The sequence below is a fragment of the Brachyspira suanatina genome (genome assembly GCF_001049755.1).
Lineage (GTDB): Bacteria > Spirochaetota > Brachyspiria > Brachyspirales > Brachyspiraceae > Brachyspira > Brachyspira suanatina.
In genome coordinates this window covers 1796164-1814645 of record NZ_CVLB01000001.1, presented here as the reverse complement: position 1 = coordinate 1814645, position 18482 = coordinate 1796164, and the positions used below count along the sequence as shown (strand labels likewise).

The 18482-nt window shown below is 24.9% G+C and carries 19 protein-coding genes; 12 read left to right on the top strand and 7 right to left on the bottom strand.

All coding sequences use genetic code 11. From position 1 onward, the window contains the following. The first annotated feature begins 24 nt into the window (after window positions 1-24). Window positions 25-804, top strand: a complete 780-nt coding sequence (locus tag BRSU_RS07805; protein ID WP_048594801.1) for a hypothetical protein — start codon at window positions 25-27, stop codon at window positions 802-804. 16 nt (window positions 805-820) lie between these two features. On the opposite strand, the gene BRSU_RS07800 is transcribed toward BRSU_RS07805, so the two are convergent. Both BRSU_RS07800 and BRSU_RS07795 read right to left on the bottom strand, forming a co-directional pair. Further along, window positions 821-1168, bottom strand: a complete 348-nt coding sequence (locus BRSU_RS07800) for a YqfO family protein (protein WP_048594800.1) — start codon at window positions 1166-1168, stop codon at window positions 821-823. Window positions 1169-1248: 80 nt separating this feature from the next. After that, window positions 1249-2010: a hypothetical protein gene (locus BRSU_RS07795; protein WP_048594799.1), complete on the bottom strand. Its 762-nt coding sequence runs from the start codon at window positions 2008-2010 to the stop codon at window positions 1249-1251. A gap of 133 nt (window positions 2011-2143) precedes the next feature. Between BRSU_RS07795 and BRSU_RS07790 the strand changes: the two genes are divergently transcribed. Together BRSU_RS07790 and BRSU_RS07785 are read left to right on the top strand one after the other, a co-directional pair. Then, entirely contained in the window at window positions 2144-3181 is a 1038-nt protein-coding gene (locus BRSU_RS07790) for a mechanosensitive ion channel family protein (protein ID WP_048594798.1), read from the top strand. 27 nt (window positions 3182-3208) lie between these two features. Continuing rightward, window positions 3209-4066, top strand: a complete 858-nt coding sequence (locus BRSU_RS07785) for an aldo/keto reductase (RefSeq protein ID WP_048594797.1) — start codon at window positions 3209-3211, stop codon at window positions 4064-4066. 12 nt (window positions 4067-4078) lie between these two features. On the opposite strand, the gene BRSU_RS07780 is transcribed toward BRSU_RS07785, so the two are convergent. After that, window positions 4079-5263: a glycosyltransferase gene (locus BRSU_RS07780; protein ID WP_048594796.1), complete on the bottom strand. Its 1185-nt coding sequence runs from the start codon at window positions 5261-5263 to the stop codon at window positions 4079-4081. 567 nt (window positions 5264-5830) lie between these two features. Between BRSU_RS07780 and BRSU_RS07775 the strand changes: the two genes are divergently transcribed. Further along, entirely contained in the window at window positions 5831-6682 is an 852-nt protein-coding gene (locus BRSU_RS07775; RefSeq protein ID WP_048594795.1) for an O-fucosyltransferase family protein, read from the top strand. Here the strand turns inward: BRSU_RS07775 and BRSU_RS07770 are convergent. Both BRSU_RS07770 and BRSU_RS07765 read right to left on the bottom strand, forming a co-directional pair. Then, window positions 6675-7670 (bottom strand): hypothetical protein, encoded by a 996-nt coding sequence (locus BRSU_RS07770; RefSeq protein WP_048594794.1) that lies wholly within the window; start codon window positions 7668-7670, stop codon window positions 6675-6677. The two genes, BRSU_RS07775 and BRSU_RS07770, sit on opposite strands and share 8 nt — an antisense overlap. A 9-nt stretch (window positions 7671-7679) precedes the next feature. Further along, on the bottom strand, window positions 7680-7919 hold the full coding sequence (locus BRSU_RS07765) for a hypothetical protein (protein WP_048594793.1): 240 nt from the start codon (window positions 7917-7919) through the stop codon (window positions 7680-7682). A 183-nt stretch (window positions 7920-8102) separates the two neighbouring features. Between BRSU_RS07765 and BRSU_RS14325 the strand changes: the two genes are divergently transcribed. Then, on the top strand, window positions 8103-8966 hold the full coding sequence (locus BRSU_RS14325; RefSeq protein WP_083997871.1) for a putative sugar O-methyltransferase: 864 nt from the start codon (window positions 8103-8105) through the stop codon (window positions 8964-8966). A 3-nt stretch (window positions 8967-8969) separates the two neighbouring features. On the opposite strand, the gene BRSU_RS07755 is transcribed toward BRSU_RS14325, so the two are convergent. Then, a complete protein-coding gene (locus BRSU_RS07755; RefSeq protein ID WP_048594792.1) occupies window positions 8970-9989 on the bottom strand; it encodes a glycosyltransferase family 8 protein in 1020 nt (339 codons plus the stop codon). Between the two features lie 114 nt (window positions 9990-10103). Here BRSU_RS07755 and BRSU_RS07750 point away from each other — a divergent pair, with 114 nt between their 5' ends. After that, on the top strand, window positions 10104-10964 hold the full coding sequence (locus BRSU_RS07750; protein ID WP_048594791.1) for an alpha-1,2-fucosyltransferase: 861 nt from the start codon (window positions 10104-10106) through the stop codon (window positions 10962-10964). Here the strand turns inward: BRSU_RS07750 and BRSU_RS07745 are convergent. Beyond that, window positions 10961-11899, bottom strand: a complete 939-nt coding sequence (locus tag BRSU_RS07745) for a glycosyltransferase family 92 protein (protein WP_048594790.1) — start codon at window positions 11897-11899, stop codon at window positions 10961-10963. The two genes, BRSU_RS07750 and BRSU_RS07745, sit on opposite strands and share 4 nt — an antisense overlap. A 179-nt stretch (window positions 11900-12078) precedes the next feature. On the opposite strand from BRSU_RS07745, the gene galT reads away from it, so the two are divergent. From galT to BRSU_RS07715, 6 genes are all read left to right on the top strand, one after another. Continuing rightward, window positions 12079-13053, top strand: a complete 975-nt coding sequence (galT, locus tag BRSU_RS07740; RefSeq protein WP_048594789.1) for a galactose-1-phosphate uridylyltransferase — start codon at window positions 12079-12081, stop codon at window positions 13051-13053. A 3-nt stretch (window positions 13054-13056) separates the two neighbouring features. Then, entirely contained in the window at window positions 13057-14049 is a 993-nt protein-coding gene (locus BRSU_RS07735; protein WP_048594788.1) for a glycosyltransferase, read from the top strand. A gap of 135 nt (window positions 14050-14184) precedes the next feature. Continuing rightward, window positions 14185-14610: a hypothetical protein gene (locus BRSU_RS07730; RefSeq protein ID WP_245158065.1), complete on the top strand. Its 426-nt coding sequence runs from the start codon at window positions 14185-14187 to the stop codon at window positions 14608-14610. 139 nt (window positions 14611-14749) lie between these two features. Then, on the top strand, window positions 14750-15421 hold the full coding sequence (cmk, locus tag BRSU_RS07725; RefSeq protein ID WP_048594786.1) for a (d)CMP kinase: 672 nt from the start codon (window positions 14750-14752) through the stop codon (window positions 15419-15421). A 49-nt stretch (window positions 15422-15470) separates the two neighbouring features. After that, complete coding sequence (locus BRSU_RS07720; RefSeq protein WP_048594785.1) at window positions 15471-17135, top strand: S1 RNA-binding domain-containing protein; 1665 nt, start codon at window positions 15471-15473, stop codon at window positions 17133-17135. Between the two features lie 164 nt (window positions 17136-17299). Then, window positions 17300-18433: an MGDG synthase family glycosyltransferase gene (locus BRSU_RS07715; RefSeq protein WP_048594784.1), complete on the top strand. Its 1134-nt coding sequence runs from the start codon at window positions 17300-17302 to the stop codon at window positions 18431-18433. The last annotated feature ends 49 nt before the right edge of the window (window positions 18434-18482 follow it).

The window sequence follows — 18482 nt, the reverse complement described above, 5'->3', positions numbered from 1 at the left end:
AATTCATCAAATAAATTAGTAATAATGAACAATAATAAGCTGTTCTCCTTCAAAAAAGAGTTATTAAGGGCAAGCGTTTATGGTATAATAGCCATAGCGTTTGCCAACTTAATTTTCTTTTCAATCTATAACAATAATCAAATATATATAACTATAATTTTAATAATACTTGAAATAATAACTTTGGTATTTCTGTATATTGATGCTTCTAATATCAATAAAAGAAAATTATTATTCATAAAAAATAATTCTATATTAGAGCATAATATAAATAAAAAAGTAAGTAAAGAAAATATAATAGACAGATTAAGATATTTCGGATACAGTATGTATTCTATTAATTCATCAAGAGTTTTTATTAATGCTGAAGTTATAAAAAATAAAAAATCTATTATAATACATGCTTACTATTTCTTTTTAGTTGATATTGATAAAGATGGGGAAGCTGTTTTAAATAATATAAAAAATGAACTTAATGAAATATTTGATTTGTATGTAGATGATAATCAAAAACTTTTCAAAAAAGATGATAATGATAAAGACAAAATAGTAAAAGCTAAATTATATAATCATGCTGTTTTTCTTTTCTATGGTGATAATATACCAAGCAGACTCATAGACATGTCAGAATATGGATATACAAAAGAAAAATTATTAAACAGCAATGCACAAATATTCAGCATATCATATTTACCAAGTGATAATAAATTATATTTTGCTGATGCAATAGAAAATGTAATAAACTTAAATAAATTTCCAAAGAATGATTTTGTTTATATTATAAAAGATATATTTTCTTTATAACTTTATAAATAAAAAATTAATAATTTAAATTCACATCGAACCTATCATTTAAAAGCGGAATGATATTTATAACAGGCTCTTCATAAGGGTGAACTTCTTTCATCACTTTGATAATATTTTCTATATTTTTAACATCTGTTGAAAATTCTACTTTATCTTCAGGGGCTTTTGATATTTCATTAACTTTTCCGTCAAAAGGATTAGCATTTTCTAAAGGACGCCAATAACCTGTTATTTTTGTTACAGACATTACATTATCATAATTTCCAACGCCTAAAGCTCCTATATTGTTTAAAGCCTCTCTAAGTTTTTGAGTATATTTTTCAGGTATATATATTTCTATTTTTACTTTTCTTATATTCATGATTAACTCCCATTAAAAATTATTTAAAAATAAAGAGCATAGTAAAAATACCATGCTCTTTTTATAATCATATTAAAATATTATTTTGTTTCAGTTAAAGTACCAGTAATTTTTATTATATTATTTTCAAAAGTAGCTTGTAAATCACCTTTCCAATAAGGAGTACCTTCTTTAGCTTTATCAACTATCAAAGAAGCAGCATCAGTATTGAAATCAAAATCATTTGTAACAACAGCTTCGCTTCTTTTAAAGTTTTCAGTACCGCCGCCAATTTTGAAAATACCATTAGCATCTGATTTCATTTCAAAAACATAAGGATCAACTGTTTTACCGCCGGCATGTACGAATCTTATTGTTATAACTCCGTCAGCTCCTTTTGTTATTCCAGTTCCTGTAACTTTAGGACCTGTTTTTCCTTCAGCAGTTCTTTGAGCTATTCCAGAACCAGACATACCATCATCTATATATCTTGAAGCATTAGCAGTACCGAATAGTAAGAATTGTCCCATACTTACTTCCATTCTATTATTTAATACATTATTATCTGTTGATCTGTATTTGTTTAATAGATCAGGTGTTCTTGAAGGAGTAGAAGCAGCTGTAGCTGCATCTATTTTTCCGTCTATATCACCATAAGTACCTGTAACTTTTAAATATGAATTGCTGCTTATTACACTATTATTTGTATCGCCTATAATAGCTTGGAAATCTATTGTTAATGTGCCGGCATCTCTGGCAGTTGCTGTATTAGTTGTATCAGATGGAACAGCTGTATCTGTTTTTTCTCCTCCGCAGGCAATAAATAAAATAGATATGATAATAATATTAAAAATTTGTTTCATTCTTTTGACTCCATTATTTTTTTATTGTTATATATACTAATATACTATTTATTTTATGTCAAATTGTATTTGAAAAATTGATATTATATAGTAAAATTAATGTTAATAAAATTAGTACGAAGTTGGAGAAAATATGCAGTATCTTAAAGAAACAGTATTTTGGAATAATACATTATTCCAATATTTAATAGCTATAGGAATATTAATTATTAGTGTAGTTTCTATGCGTTTGGCATTGATGTTTCTATTAAAAATTTTACTAAAATTAAATACTAGATTTCAAAGTCCTTTTGTTGTGGATTTAACAAAGAGTATTAAAAAAAGAACAAAACCTATTATATTTATCGCTTCATTGGCAATAGCTAGAATAGGACTTCATCTTCCAAAGGAAGCCAGCGGATATTTTGGAAAAATAGTTGTGGTATTTATAATAGTTTTTAGTACATTGTTTATATGCGATGTAATAACTAACTTTACCAATAATTATTTATCAAAGAAAAAAGATGTTGTTATATCTGATGGTATTATTACAATATTAAAAGTTCTTGTATGGGTAATAGGTTTTTTGACTATACTTTCAAATTTGGGTGTTAATGTTAATACTTTTATAACAGGACTTGGAGTAGGCGGTGTAGCAGTAGCTTTTGCAGCACAGAGTATAATAGCTGATCTATTCAATTATTTTGTCATAGTGTTTGATAAGCCTTTTTTGAAAGGGGATTTTATACAGGTAGATGCCGATAAAGGTGTTGTTGAATATATTGGAATAAAGTCTACTCGTATTAGAAGAAATACAGGAGAACAGCTTTTAATATCTAACACAAATCTTCTTTCTTCTAGAATACAAAACTATAGAATATTAGAAAAGAGAAGACAATATATGGTAATAGGAGTTGAATATTCTACACCATTAGAAAAATTAAAAGTTATACCAAATACTATACAGACAATTATAGAAAGCACTAATAATACAGAGTTTTACAGTGCTAGATTTATAGAATTTGCTGATTCTTCTCTTAATTTTGAAGTTATATATCATGTAACTATACCTGATTATGCTGAATTTGTAAAAATAGTTGAAGATATTAATTATAAAATAATAGATGAATTTAATAAATTAGGTGTGGGTTTTGCATTCCCTTCAAGAACTTTATATATAAGCAAAGAATGATAAATAAAATTATTTTAAGGATTATTTATGGATTATATATTATTAAAATCTAATAATAAAATGCCTAATTTTGGTATAGGAACTTGGGGATTAGGCGAGAATGAAGCCAAAAAAGATAAAGAAATAAGATCTATATTATTTGCTTTGAATAATGGTGTAAAATTAATAGATACTGCTGAAATGTATGGAAATGGTATGGCTGAAATATTGATATATGAGGCATTAAAGCAAACCGATATTAAAAGAGAAAATATTTTTATAATTTCTAAAGTATATCCACATAATGCAGGAAAAGATAAAATATTTGATAGTTTAAAATCATCATTGAAGCGTTTGGGATTAGATTATTTAGATATGTATTTACTTCATTGGAGGGGAAGAGTACCTTTAAAGGAAACAGTTGAATGTATGGAAGAAGCCAAAAAGGAAGGGCTTATAAGAGATTGGGGCGTTTCTAATTTTGATGTTGATGATATGAAAGAACTTGAGTCATTGAAAGATGGTGATAAATGCGTACTTAATCAGGTATTATATCACTTAGATTCAAGAGGAATTGAATTTGATTTAGCACCATATATGAAGGATAGAAACATATCTGTTATGGCATATTCGCCTTTAGGAAGGGCAGGAGAACTTGGAAGAAATATTTTTAGAAATAATACAGTTCTTGAAATAGCTAAAAAACATAATGCATCAGCATCACAGATAGCATTAGCTTTCATTATGAAGGTTTCAGGATATATTCCTATACCTAAGAGTGCAAGCAGAAGACATCTTGCTGAAAATATTAAAAGCCAAAATATTATACTTACTGATGAAGATATAGAGATGATAAATAAAGAATTTCCAAAGCCTAATAAAAAAGTTCCTTTGGATATAGTATAAAACAAATATATATTATTGTTTATAATGTTTTATAATGTATTCCAATATATTATTAAAATATTTGTCAAAGAATTCTTTTGTTAGGTATTTTTTATCATAATTAAAAAATATTTTCGCCCAATAAATTGATAAATCTTCTGAAAATTTTAATTTGGAATTTGAAAAATCTTCTAAATTTATATTTTTTATATCTAATATATTTGTAATCAAATCATTTTTATCAACATTAATTTTTCTTTTTATTGGTGCTAAATGAAGCCAAAAAAATCCTAAAGGACATTCTTTACCTTCTTTATTATTTTCTATTATTTCCATTGGTGAATTTGATGTTATAAACTTATTCTTACTATATGGTATCCATATTGAATGATCATTTCCGCAGCTGTTGAAAGTTGTAAGTTTTAAATGATTAACATTTTTAGGTACATATGTTTTATTATTATACATTACTGTTTGTATTCCAGCAATTGTATAACAACAATTATCTTTATTTGCTAATCTATAAAATATAATTAAATTAAATAATCCAAGATTTTCAATTATTTTTTTATATAATTTATAAGTGTATTTTAATTTAAAATCATATCTAAATTTCATATTAGGTATTAGCCAAGCAATTTTTTCCATAAATATATTATACTTAGCAAATTTTATAATTTTTTTATATTCTTTTAGTTTATTTACATTATTTAAATCATAGAGCAAAGCTTTTCTTACTTCTAATAATTTATCTTTAAAATAAATTTGATCAGCATCTATTTTGAGATAATATCTATATTTAATTTTTATACAACCAAAATTGTAGTAATTTGCTAAACTATGTATACTTTCTGTATTATAAAACATTTTTTTTGCTTTAAATTCTTCTAGTTCTTTTTCAGTAGAAGTATAATTAATAATATCTGGTTTATAATGGTAAAGCTTTATTTTATCTGGATATTTTTTTTGATATTCTTTTAAAATTTCTTCTGTATTATCTTCTGATGTATTGTATGTTACTATAAGTTCATCTAAAGCATCAATACAGGAATCTATAGATTGAGCAAGCGACATTGCTTCATTTTTTACTCTTAAATGTCCGGATATTCCTAAAGGTCTTTTTTCATCTAATATTTTTAAGTCTTCATTTTTTACAACATAGTCTAAAGGGTTATATTTACCGCTTTTACATTCTTCGCATTGACATACATTCTCCATTATAAACTCCATTTATAAAAATATAATGATATTATATTATTAAGAATTATAATAAACATTTTATTTGTAATTGTATACCAAATTTTTGATAATTTGTATTTTAAACAATATTTAGAATATTATTCTCAAAAAATGCAATTAAATAATATATTAAAGTTAATGTGTGTGATAATATGATTTTTTAAATTTATTGCTGATTGCATTTTTAATTATCAAAAAATAAATTTAGTATATTAAATAAATATATATCAATTATATAAAATCATTTTATTCATTAAAAAATTCTTTATTGACATTTTTTTATTATACTATAAAATAAAATTAATGATAGTATATTTATCTTTTTATAGTGTAAAAGACAGTCTACAGTCTACAGTCTACAGTCTACAGTCTACAGTCTACAGTCTACAGTCTACAGTCTACAGTCTACAGTCTACAGTCTACAGTCTACAGTCTACAGTCTAGTATTGTAATATTATACATATTTCTATTATACCTTATATTTAAAAAAAATATAAGAGTATATATGTTGCATCTTTTATACAAAACTACATTTAGGAGACTTATGTGGTAGTTTTGTATGAGAGATACGGCAATCATAGTAATAGATTGATCCAGAATATGCATTTTGAAGCATACTGTAAACATTATAATATACCATTTTATAATCTTGATTTTTATGATATGGAAGATATTTATGGTATTAAAACAGAAGTAAATTATACGAATATGAATAAACTGCTTTCATATGTGTTAACTAAAAAAAGAAAAATAACAGAAAATGTAATATGGGAAATTAATAAAGTAAAATTTAGTTTAATATTGTTATATGTATATGATCAAAAATGGCATGAAAATAATTATGAACTTTATGAGAAGCAGATATTAAAACATAAAAAATCTATTATTTTAGTAAAAAGCTGGTATTTTAGATGCAATAATTATATTAATATGTATAGAGATTATTTTGTAAAGAAGTATACCCCTATTAATCTTAATTCTGAAGAATATAATAGTATAAAAAATATGTTTGTAAATTATGATATAAAAGTAGGTATTCATATAAGAAAAGGTGATTATAAAGAGTGGAATGGCGGACAATATTATTATGAGGATAATGTATATAATGATATAATAGAGCAGTTTGTAAATTTACATAAAAATAAAAGAATATTGTTTATTCTATTTTCAAATGAAGAAATTACTTTAAAACCAAATTATGATTATGTTATTTCAAAATGCAAATGGTATGAAGATCATAGTTTAATGAGTATATGTGATTATTTGATAGGACCGCCTTCGACTTTTACATCATGGGCTAGCTTTATAGGTAATGTTCCAATGTACCATATTAAAGATAAACATAAAAATATAGAATTATCAGATTTTATATTAAACGGTATATATAATATTATTTAATATTCATCATTTTCTTTTTAAACTTATCTCTCCAATTGTTTCTAATGCTTCTAATAGGTATATACCAAGCTATTTTATCTATTATTTTAGTTATTATGTAGTTTAGTCTTTCAACCTCAGGTATTAATTCTTCTAAATATTTGACCCCAAACCATTTATGAAGTATTTTTTCATCTATTTCCATATTTCTTTCTATTTTTGGAGGATGTATTATTTTTTCTATATTGTATGTAGGTAAATTAGCGACATTACAGTCAGAATCAAAGGTATGAGTTCCTTCTTTTGTAAATCCTATATTACTTACAAGATTAATATTAGGATCTATGCAAAGACCTTCATTAGCTATTATGGATATAACCCATTGATAATCCCAAGTATCTATACCTAAATTCATCATGCATAAAGTGATAGATTTCCAATAATGCTGCATGTTTTTATCTTTGTATATTATTTCAATTTTTCTTTCTATATCTTTATAATCATATCTTTTTAATGTAAAATCAAAATGTTTCCAAGCTCTTCTCCAAGAAGCCCATCCCCAACATCTCATTATAGAAGTAAAATTGTAAGTATATTCAGAATAAGGCTCTCCTATATGATTTGATCCTATATGCATTATTTTTTCATTATCTTTATAATAATTTAATAGTTCTTCACAATAATAAAAGAAAGATTTATTAGGCAAACAGTCATCTTCAAGTATTATACCATCTTCTTCATTTTCAAAAAACCAATTTATAGCACCAGATACAGCTTTTCCGCATCCTAAATTTTCATCCCTAAATAAAGTTTTTACTTCGCATTCCCAATCAACATATTTTATGATTTCTCTCACTTTCATGCATTTTTTATATTCTCCTCTTTTATTTTTTCTTGGACCGTCAGCAGCAACATATAAACGAGGAGGCTTTACTTCTCTTATTGCTTCAAATACTTTTTTGGCAGTATCAAATCTATTGAATACTATAAGTAAAACAGCTTTATTCATAAAAATTCCTTAATTATCTAATAATAATTTATTTTTATAATGATTAATTATATTATTAAATGGCTTATAATTATTGTATTTATTATAATTAAATATATTTTTGTAGTTATATAAAGATATAGATTTAAATTGATTATTTTTAATAGGATAAAATTTTTTAAAATGAAGTATTAAAAGTTCTATAGCGGTATTTCTTAACTTTTTTATAGGTACATACCAAACTAGTTCATTTATTAATTTGAAGTGCATAATTTTATCCCAATGATATGTTTATATACAAAAATATATGTGAAATAGTTTTATTTTTTTAACTATATTATTATAAATTTATATATATATTTGTCAATGTTTTATGATATAATTTGACTTTTATATATTTATACTTTATACTTTATGCTATTCAAAGTTATAATTTACCATTTGGATTTTTTTATGAATAAAGATTTTATAAATAAATTAGTTTGGTTTATACCAAATAAGAAATTAAGAGATAAAATAAAAAATAAGATAAGATATTATTCAGAAACATCATCTGGTACTAGTATATCTGATACATTAGATTATACTTCTTTCTGTGAATTGGCTTCAAATGATGATGATGTATTTAATACTTTTAGACAGAATCCTATATATACTACTGTATTGGAACATACTAGCTATGAACATGCTCAAATTTATTTAGATATTATTAATAAAACAAACTATTTTAATAAAGAAAATTTTAAAGATTTTACAAGAAATGATTTATATGGCGGTGCTTTAAAAAAAGAATATCAAGATATAGGTTTAATAACTCCATCCACTTTAAGATATATAAAAGTTCTATCTGATTTAATTTTGCATTTTGGAGATTTATCTGATTTTAATATATGTGAGGTAGGTATTGGTTATGGCGGACAAGCTAGAATAATAATGTCATATTTTAAAAATATTAAAAGTTATACGTTTATTGATTTAGATCCTGTATTATCTTTATCTAAAAAATATTTAAGTAATTTTACTGATATTAAAACTCAATTAAATTTTGTGTCAGCAGATAAATTAGAACCTAAAGAATATGATTTATTTATATCAAATTATGCTTTTAGTGAATTAAAAAAAGAAATTCAAGATTTATATATTGATAATACAATAAAATATTCTAAAAATGGATATATAACATATAATAATACTTCTAATCATTCGTTAAATCCATATAAATTAAAGGAGTATAGTAATTTTATTCCTACAAATATTAGTTTATATGATGAGGTGCCACTGACTCATCCAGAGAATAAAATAATAGTTTGGAAATAATATTTACTTGAATTTTTCTCTGAATCTGTCACGCCATTTTTTGAAAGGCAGAAGTCTTCCTATATCTCTTCTCTTTACATAATCTACTTTTATATTTATTTGTATTCCAAATATTACTATTTGAAGTACTTTATTGCTGCTGTATATACCAAATAGTTTTATCCAGTTTCCCTTTAAACGTACATCATCATAATCATAAAATTTCTGTTTTAAAATAGTTTGAAAAGCTGTTATAGGCTCATCTCTAAACCAAGGTGTATATTGATAATATTTCCAATATTCATCTATTAATAAACTACCATGACAATTTTCTTCCCAAGGTTTAACTAATCCTAAATGGTGAATAATAATAACATCTTCCAATTTTGGATCTTCATAATGATATCTTTTATCAGCAAAAAAAAGCCATTTCTCAGGTAAATATTTAACTTTGTTTTTTAATATTTCATTTAAAACATCTTGATCATTAAAACAATTTTCATAATTATTTTCGTAATATTCTATACATTTCTGTTCTATATTGTTTTCTTTCCATAACTTATTATTTATCATTAAAAATCCTGCACAAAATAAATCACCATAAAATTCTACTTCATCCTCCATTATTGCTTTATGTAAAACAACGAAAGCATAATAATTTTCAAGATCCATTAAAAATAATTCTCTTAAACTTTTTGTAACTATTATGTCGCAATCTAAATATAAAATTTTATCTACATTTTTTATTAAACTAGGTATTGAAATTCTATAAAATGTTGCTGGGGAATAATACATTTTGTATTTAGTTTTTTCAAACCAATCATTGTATCTTTCTATATCAGGTGTGTAGAATTTTATTTCACAGTCTTTTATGCTTTTTAATGATAGTATTTTATCTTTATTTTCTTTTGTTATTCCGCCATCTATTAAATGAAATGTTATTTTTTCATCTTCTAAGCTATTTTTTAATACCGATGCTATAGCTGTCCCCATATACGGAGCATAATTATTGTCGGATGCAAAGCATATATTCATTTCTATCATTTTATTTTTTCCTAAATATCTTTATAGTATTTTAATAATATTATCATCAATTTTATAATTTGCAAATTTAAATTTATACTTTATAATAAAGTTAGAATATTTATAGGTTTTGATATGGTTTTTCTTTATAAAAGATTCGGAGATAAAAGTAATAGACTGCTTCAGAATATTCATTTTGAGGCTTACTGTAAACATAATAATATAGAATATCATAATTTAGAATTTTATGATATGGAAGATTTTTATGGTATTAAAGATAAATATAGTTTTAAAAAACTTCCTCCTATACTTTTACCATCACTCAATACTAGATATGGTATTATTGAAGGTATATCTAATTTCTGTAAAAAAATGCATATAAAAAATTATTTAATATATGATTATATGGATATTAATTTAAGGCAAAATATAGAATTATACAATAGTCAAATACTTGATAATAAAAATAAAACTATATTTGTTTCGGGTTGGGATTTTAGAGTTACAAATTTAGTATATCAATATAGGGATTATTTCGCACAAAAATATACTCCTATTAATCTTAATTCAGAAAATTACAATAATATAAAAAATAAGTTTGAGGATTATGATTTAAAAGTTGGTGTTCATATAAGAAGAGGCGATTATAAATATTGGAACAATGGCAGATTTTATTATGAAGATGAAGTTTATAATGATAAGATAGATCAGTTTTATAATTTATTTCCAAATAAAAAAATCTTATTTATAATTTTTTCTAATGAAGAGGTAACTTTAAAACCAAATCATGATTATGTAGTTTCAAAATGCCAATGGCATGAGGATCATAGTTTATTAAGTTTATGCGATTATATAATTGGAGCCCCTTCTACATTTACAATATGGGCTAGTTATATAGGAAATGTGCCTTTATATCATATATATAGTAAAGATGATATAATAAATGTATCAAATTTTAATATTAAAATTAACAATACTCCTGAAGTTTTAGATTAATTCATATTCAATCTTTTTTTTAATTCAGGTATGTATTTATCAATTGTATTATCTATATATGAATCTTCTGCTTTATATATACCCATATCATTTTTTATAATACCATCATTATCTTTTTTATTAATTTTTGCTTTATATTCTTCTAAAGATTTTGTAGCATAATGATGTATTCTTATTTTTTTTACAGAATTAGGCATATCTCTTTCTTTTGAATATTCAAAATTTTCATTTACAGCAAATCCATTAAAATATTGGAAATGATGTGCGGTTAAATATTCCATTACATATTTAGGCTGAACTATAGATTTAGTAATTTGGTTTAATGGATGATTTAATTTAAATGCTCTTTTATAATTTTCTATTACTAATCCTTTAGGTTTTTCTATATGATCGTTTCCATCAAATTGTATCCAATTTACTGCGATAGCAGGATATTTTTCATAATATTTTAAAAAATCTTTCAAATCATAATTTTCTACTGGAACTATGAATTCATCTAAATCAATTATAGCCATCCAAAATGTATTTTTACCATATCTATCTATTCCATCTTCATATATATCTAACTGCTTTCCAATACCTCCAAAAAAATTATATATAACGATTCCATCTTTTATGTAAGGTTCCAATATTTCTTGTAAATTATCATTGCTATCATTATCATATATATAGAATCTTTCTACACCTATAATTCTATGATATTCAATCCATTCCTTTATATATTGAGCTTCATTTTTCACTGTAGCCAATATTGATATATAATCTTTAGGTTTATTGTTTTCCGGGAAATTTATTCTATTTTTTATAATATTAGTTCTTCTGTATGTATCTAGTAATGTTATAAGCAAATCTCTTACATCGTTTCTTAACTGTTTAAAGGGTATAAACCAAGTTATTCTATTTATTGTATCAATATTAAATATTCTTCTAAACATAATAATATGTCTCCAAAATATATTCGTTTTATTATATATTAAAAATAATAAAAAATAAATAATTTTATATTTTTGAATTATAATTGTTTTATATATTGTTTATTATTAAAAAATGTATATAATATATTTGTAGATCAGAAATTATATTTTTATATAAATGAATTTAAGGAGAATTAATTATGGCAGAATTGCGTTATAATCCATTGCTTGGAGATTATGTTATGATAGCTAGTCATAGACAGTCACGTCCTCAAATGCCTAAAGATTATTGTCCATTTTGTCCCGGCAGCGGAAAAGTACCAGATAGTTATGAGGTTCTTTGTTATGATAATGACTTTCCTGCTTTATCTTCTGAGCCTCCTTATCCTGATGAAGTTGATAATGGAAAATTATTCAAAACAGCTCCTTCTATAGGTAAATGTGAGGTTATTTTATACTCTCCAGATCATAATACTACTTTACCAGAACTTCCTGTAGATCATATTGCTAAATTAGTAGCTTTGTGGCAGGAAAGAATGAAAGAAATATCTAAAAATAAAAAAATAAAATATATTATGCCGTTTGAAAATAAAGGAGAAGTTGTAGGAGTTACAATGCCTCATCCTCATGGACAGATATATGGTTATAGTTGGATACCTTTGAGAGTCAAAAGAAAAATTGAGATGGCTTCTAGTTATTATAGTGTTAATTGCAGAAATCTATTTTTAGATATGATTGAGCAGGAAATAGAATATAATAAGAGAGTCATATTTGAAAATGATCATTTTATATGTTTCTTGCCTTTTGCATCAGAATATCCTTATGGTATAATGATAATGTCTAAAAAACAGAAAAATTCTATCATAGATTTTGATAAAGATGAAAGTTTATCTCTAGCAGATGCCTTGAAAAAAGCTACTTCTACTTTAGATTTATTGTTTGATATGAAATTCCCTTATATGATGTGTATGTATAGTGCGCCTGTAAATGACGGCTTTAATTATAGTGATATATGGAATTATCATATAGAATTTTTCCCTCCTATGAGAACTAAGGAGAAACAGAAATTTAATGCTTCTTCTGAAACAGGAGCATGGGCACCTTGCAATCCTACAAGTCCAGAGGAAATGGCTTCTCAATTGAGAACGGCATATATAAGATATATGGGAATGTAGAAATTGCTGAAATTTACTATTATAATACCGCACCGAGTTGGTGAAAATATAGAAAAAACATTAGAAGGGGTGTATCTATCTAATTACCCTAAGGAAAATATTGAAATTTTTCAAGCAGAAGGAACACATCCTACTGTACAAAGAAATGAATGTATTAAACAGTCATTGGGGGATATTGTATATTTTTTAGATAATGATTCTATTGTTAGTGCTGATAATATCAAAGAAGCTAATATTATATTTGAATCAGATGAAAAAATAGCAATAGTTGGCGGACCTGCTATACATCAAGTTAATTCTTTAATAGAAATGTATATAGATAAATGCATGAGAGCTTATTATGCTGTAGGTCCTATAGCTAATAGATATAGATTTGATAATAATGATGTAAAAGAAGGAAGCGATAGAGATGTTATACTTTGCAATTTATTTGTAAGGAGAAATGTTTTATTTGAAGCAGGTCTTTTTAATGAAGATTTATATCCTAATGAAGAAAATGCCTTAATAGATAAAATACTCTCTCTTGGTTATAAATTGATATATAATCCTAAAATAATAGTTCAAAGACCTCCCAGATCAAATTTAAAATCTTATATAAAAATGCTTCTTAATTATGGCAGGGGAAGATTTGAACAGTTGTTTAGAGATTTTAATGTTAAAAATTTAATATTTATTTTGCCTTCTTTATTTGCTAATTATATACTTTTGCTTCCAATAGTATTATGTGCTTATTATTTTTCTCAATTAAGTATATTAAAATTTTATTTTCTTCCATTATTAGTTTACATAATAATGACATCATTGGCAGGAATTGTTTACTCTTTTTCTGATAAAGGCATTATATCAAAAATTCGCGGCATATTTATATATCCATTTATGTTTTTTATTACCCATTTTTTTTATGGGCTTGGATTTTTTTATGGAATTGTCAGAATAATAACTAAATTCAAGCGAGTAGCTAATTTTTCTATAAAAAAATATAAATCTTTTGAATAAATTTGTATTTACATATTGCAAAAATATAAATATTTTATATTTTTAACCCGTGAAATTTATTAGGGTTTGTAAAAAATGTATATTTATAAATATATATTGTTTATTTTTTTTATATTTTCATTTAAAATATATTGTATGCAAAATTTAACAGTTAATGATAGTTTTTATGGTATAACTTTTGCTAATGATGGTATAACAGATGTAAATGATATAGTTTTTGAAGATTATTCCATTAATTTAAATACTATTGATTTTCCTATGCTAAGCAATTTTTTTATGATTCAAAATAAACTTCCTATAATATCAATATTTTTTAATTTATATGAGTTTATGGGATATAATAAATCTGTAGAAACTTCTGTAAGCTATTTAAATTTTTTTAGGACTTTAAAAACTATAGAGTGGTATTTTTTAGATAACAACAAAAAAGTATCTGCTTCTTTTTCATATTCTAGTTCAATGAATGTTAATTATAATAATATGATAAGAAATTTATCTGCATCTTATTTGCAATTTTATACGGATACAAATATATTGCTTAGTATTCATTTTTATTTATAAGATTGATAGTATGTATTATTTATTAGAAAATATTTAAAAAATGTAATAAAGTTTGTTTTTTATTAAAATAAATATTTGCAAATTATAATTACTTATGATATACTGTCTAGAAAATTATATTAATTAAAAAAGGTTATAGGTGTCAAGTACATACGAAATAATCACTTTAGATGGTCCTTCCGGGGCAGGTAAAAGTACAATAGCTAAATTATTAGCCAAAAAATTATCTTTTAAATACTTAGATACAGGAGCTATGTACAGAACTGTAACCCTTTATATGATTAAGCATCATATTGATATAAATAATAATAGTGAAGTCATATCAGCTCTTAATAATTTAAGTATTAACTTTGATAATGCTGGCAGAATATATTTAGATAATGAAGATGTAACAGAAGCTATAAGAAGTATGGAAGTTGTTAATCTTGTATCTAAAGTTTCTTCTATAAGCATTGTAAGACAGAATATGGTATCTCTACAAAGAAAAATAGCAGAAGGCGGTAATTATGTTGTAGATGGTAGAGACATAGGTAGTGTAGTATTCCCTGATTCCAAATATAAATTTTATATGGATGCCTCTTTAGATGAAAGAGCTAAAAGAAGATATTCTGAAGAAATATCCAAAGGTAAGAATATTACTTATGAAGAGGTTAGGGAGAGTATAAGAAAAAGAGATGAGTTTGACTCAAATAGAGAAGATAGTCCGCTTGTGGTGCCTAAAAATGCCAATATAATAGATACTACTAGTATGACTATTGATGAAGTAGTTGAAAAAATCGCTAATGTGATTTTTAATATAAAGTCTAATTAAATGTTAGATTATTTTTTAACCTGTCAAAGTACAGGAGGGAGAAGGAACAATGGAAGATAATAAAAATTTATCAAATGATGAAATTGAATTTCGCAAGGCTTTAGAGGAAAGTGATAATACATTTTTAAGCCGAGGAAAAATCGTTAAAGGCAAAGTGGTTCAGTTTGATGACACTGATGTTTTTATAGATTTCGATTCTAAATCTGAAGGTAAAATTAAAAGAAGCGAATTTGATAAAGAACCTACTATTGGAGAGGAAATAGAAGCTATTGTTTCAGGCGAAGATGATAAAGGTTATGTTATATTGTCTAAGAGTGAAATAGATAAGAGAAAATCTCAAGAATTAATAGATAATGCTGTTAAAAATAATACTGCAATTACAGGTGTTGTTAAAGAAGTTATCAAAGGCGGATTTAAAGTATCTATAATGGGACATCAGGCATTCTGTCCTTTTTCTCAAATAGATTTAGCTAGAGGAATTAAAGAAGCTGATTATATAGGTAAAGAGTATGAGTTTAGAGTAATCAAGAAGAATGGAAGAGATGTTGTAGTTTCTAGAAGAGTATTATTAGAAGAAACTCAAAATGCTGGAATAGAAACATTCTTAAACAATCTTCAGGAAAATGATATTATTAATGGTAAAGTTAAAAATATTGAAAAATTCGGAGCTTTTGTTGAAATTACACCAGGTTTTGACGGATTCCTTGCTATACCTAATATGTCTTGGGATAAAGTTGTAAATCCTAAGTCTATAATATCAAAAGGTGAAGAAAGAATGTTCAAAGTTCTTCATATTGATAAAGAGAATCGTAAAGTTGATTTAGGTATTAAACAATTAGATGAAGATCCTTGGGGTAAATTTGTAGAGCAATATCATATAGGTGATATTATAAATGGAGAAGTTACTAATGTTAAAAAATTCGGTGCTTTTGTAAAAGTTGCTGATGGTATAGAAGGACTTGTTCATGTTTCAGATTTAAGCTGGAATTCTCATGTTAATAATCCTAGTGATTTTGTTAAGAAAGGTGCTTTCTTAGAGTGTAAAATACTTGATATGAATGCTGCTGAAAGAAAACTTACTTTAGGATTGAAACAAGTTAAAGAAAATCCTTGGGATACAGTTGAAAAAGATTTCCCTGTTAAATCTGCTGTAAAATGTAAAGTAAAAAGAATCATTAAAAACTTTGCTGTATTTGAACTTCCTAATGGTTTGGAAGGTATATGTGATATAAGCGATTTTGATTGGAGAAACAACATAGTTAATATGAAAGACTATATAAAAGAAGGCGAAGAAGTTAATATGGTTATCATGTCTATAGACAGAGATAAACAAAGAATTAAGTTAAGCTATAAACATACTAAAGATAGTCCTTGGAGATTATTTGAAAAAGCACATCCTCAGGGTTCTATAGTTGATGGTACTGTAAAAGCTATAGTTGATTCTGGTGCTATCGTTTCTTTGGAAGATGATTTAGAAGGATATATGCATGTTTCTCAAGTAGAAATTCCTAAAGGCAGCACTTTAGAAGAGGTTGTTAAAGTAGGAGAAACTTATCCATTTGTTGTAAGAGAAGTTAATCAAAGTAAGAGAAGAATTTCATTGTCAAGAAGAGAATATATGGAAGCTCAAAACAAGAAAGAAACACAAAATTATATTTCTAAAGCTGAGCCTACTTCTTTAACTTATAATCCTTTTGACAATATTAACAATTGATTTAATAAATAATAATTTGAAATTAAAAATCCTAATATCATTATGGTATTAGGATTTTTTATTAAATTTAATATTATTATATATAATAATATTTTAAATATTTATTGACAAATGAAGCAATTAAAGTATAATTTATATGTAATTATTATAAGTAAAGGTATATTATGAAAAAGATTCTTATTATATCGTCAGAATATACAGGTCATGGTCATAAAAGCGTTCATACTTCACTTTTACAGGGTTTCAAAGCATTATATTCAGAAGAAATAGAATGTAAAGTTGTAAATGGTTTCACACTTGGCGGTCCTGATCTTATGGCTGCTGAAAGACTTTATAACAGCTGTATAAAATATGCCCCTAAATTATGGTATAGAATTTTTAGATTTTCCTTCAAAAATAGAGATATTATCAATAAAAATAATGCCATTCATGTTAAAAGAAAATTTTTAAAGCTTTTAAAAGAATATAAACCTGATATAATAGTTAATGTTCATCCAATGTTTAGCGGAAGCCTTTTAAGTATTTTAAAGAAGAAAAAGATAAATACAAAATTTTTTATTATAATAACAGATTTAATTACAATAAGCAAATTGTGGTTTGATAACAGAGCTGATAAAATTATAAGCCCTTCTTATGAAGCTTCTGAATATATGATGAAAAATGGAGTGGATAAAGAAAAAATTATAACATTTGGTTTGCCTGTTAGAGAGGGATTCAATGCTTTATATAAAACTAAAGAAGAAGTAATAAAAAATACAAATATTAATAATACATTGAAAATACTTCTGCTTAATAATTCTGAAAGAACTAAAAGACTTATGTATATAATAGACGGTTTATATGAAAGATATAAATGCGAAGTAACTGTTGTATGCGGAAGAAATGAAAAAACATTTAATAAGTTAAATAAAGTTTATTCTTCAAAAGAGCATAAGCCTATTATAATGGGATATACTCAAGAACTCCCTAAATTATTCCATGAGAATGATATATTAATAACAAGATCAGGCCCTACAGCTATTATAGAAGCTATTAACTGTTTGATACCTATTGTATCTATGGGAGCTTTACCTGGACAGGAAGAGCAGAATCCTATATATATTGATAATAATGGTTTAGGATATGATACTAGTTCTACAGATGATATATTTAACAAAATAGACTTACTTGTTGCCAATAATAGAGAGAATCTAGTAAAAATGAGAGAAAAGCAATTCGATTATTACGGCAGAGATGTAAGAGAAAAGATAGTTAAATATATTGCTGATGAATTGTATAAAGACTCAGAAAATAAATAAAATCTTTTTTATAATAAAATGATATATAAAAAATATCTCATCAATTAAA

Coding starts and splice junctions, on each gene's coding strand:
- BRSU_RS07805 (WP_048594801.1), top strand. CDS start 25: ATGAACAATAATAAGCTGTTCTCCTTCAAAAAAGAGTTATTAAGGGCA.
- BRSU_RS07800 (WP_048594800.1), bottom strand. CDS start 1,168: ATGAATATAAGAAAAGTAAAAATAGAAATATATATACCTGAAAAATAT.
- BRSU_RS07795 (WP_048594799.1), bottom strand. CDS start 2,010: ATGAAACAAATTTTTAATATTATTATCATATCTATTTTATTTATTGCC.
- BRSU_RS07790 (WP_048594798.1), top strand. CDS start 2,144: ATGCAGTATCTTAAAGAAACAGTATTTTGGAATAATACATTATTCCAA.
- BRSU_RS07785 (WP_048594797.1), top strand. CDS start 3,209: ATGGATTATATATTATTAAAATCTAATAATAAAATGCCTAATTTTGGT.
- BRSU_RS07780 (WP_048594796.1), bottom strand. CDS start 5,263: ATGGAGAATGTATGTCAATGCGAAGAATGTAAAAGCGGTAAATATAAC.
- BRSU_RS07770 (WP_048594794.1), bottom strand. CDS start 7,670: ATGAATAAAGCTGTTTTACTTATAGTATTCAATAGATTTGATACTGCC.
- BRSU_RS07765 (WP_048594793.1), bottom strand. CDS start 7,919: ATGCACTTCAAATTAATAAATGAACTAGTTTGGTATGTACCTATAAAA.
- BRSU_RS14325 (WP_083997871.1), top strand. CDS start 8,103: ATGAATAAAGATTTTATAAATAAATTAGTTTGGTTTATACCAAATAAG.
- BRSU_RS07755 (WP_048594792.1), bottom strand. CDS start 9,989: ATGATAGAAATGAATATATGCTTTGCATCCGACAATAATTATGCTCCG.
- BRSU_RS07750 (WP_048594791.1), top strand. CDS start 10,104: ATGGTTTTTCTTTATAAAAGATTCGGAGATAAAAGTAATAGACTGCTT.
- BRSU_RS07745 (WP_048594790.1), bottom strand. CDS start 11,899: ATGTTTAGAAGAATATTTAATATTGATACAATAAATAGAATAACTTGG.
- galT (WP_048594789.1), top strand. CDS start 12,079: ATGGCAGAATTGCGTTATAATCCATTGCTTGGAGATTATGTTATGATA.
- BRSU_RS07730 (WP_245158065.1), top strand. CDS start 14,185: ATGCAAAATTTAACAGTTAATGATAGTTTTTATGGTATAACTTTTGCT.
- BRSU_RS07720 (WP_048594785.1), top strand. CDS start 15,471: ATGGAAGATAATAAAAATTTATCAAATGATGAAATTGAATTTCGCAAG.
- BRSU_RS07715 (WP_048594784.1), top strand. CDS start 17,300: ATGAAAAAGATTCTTATTATATCGTCAGAATATACAGGTCATGGTCAT.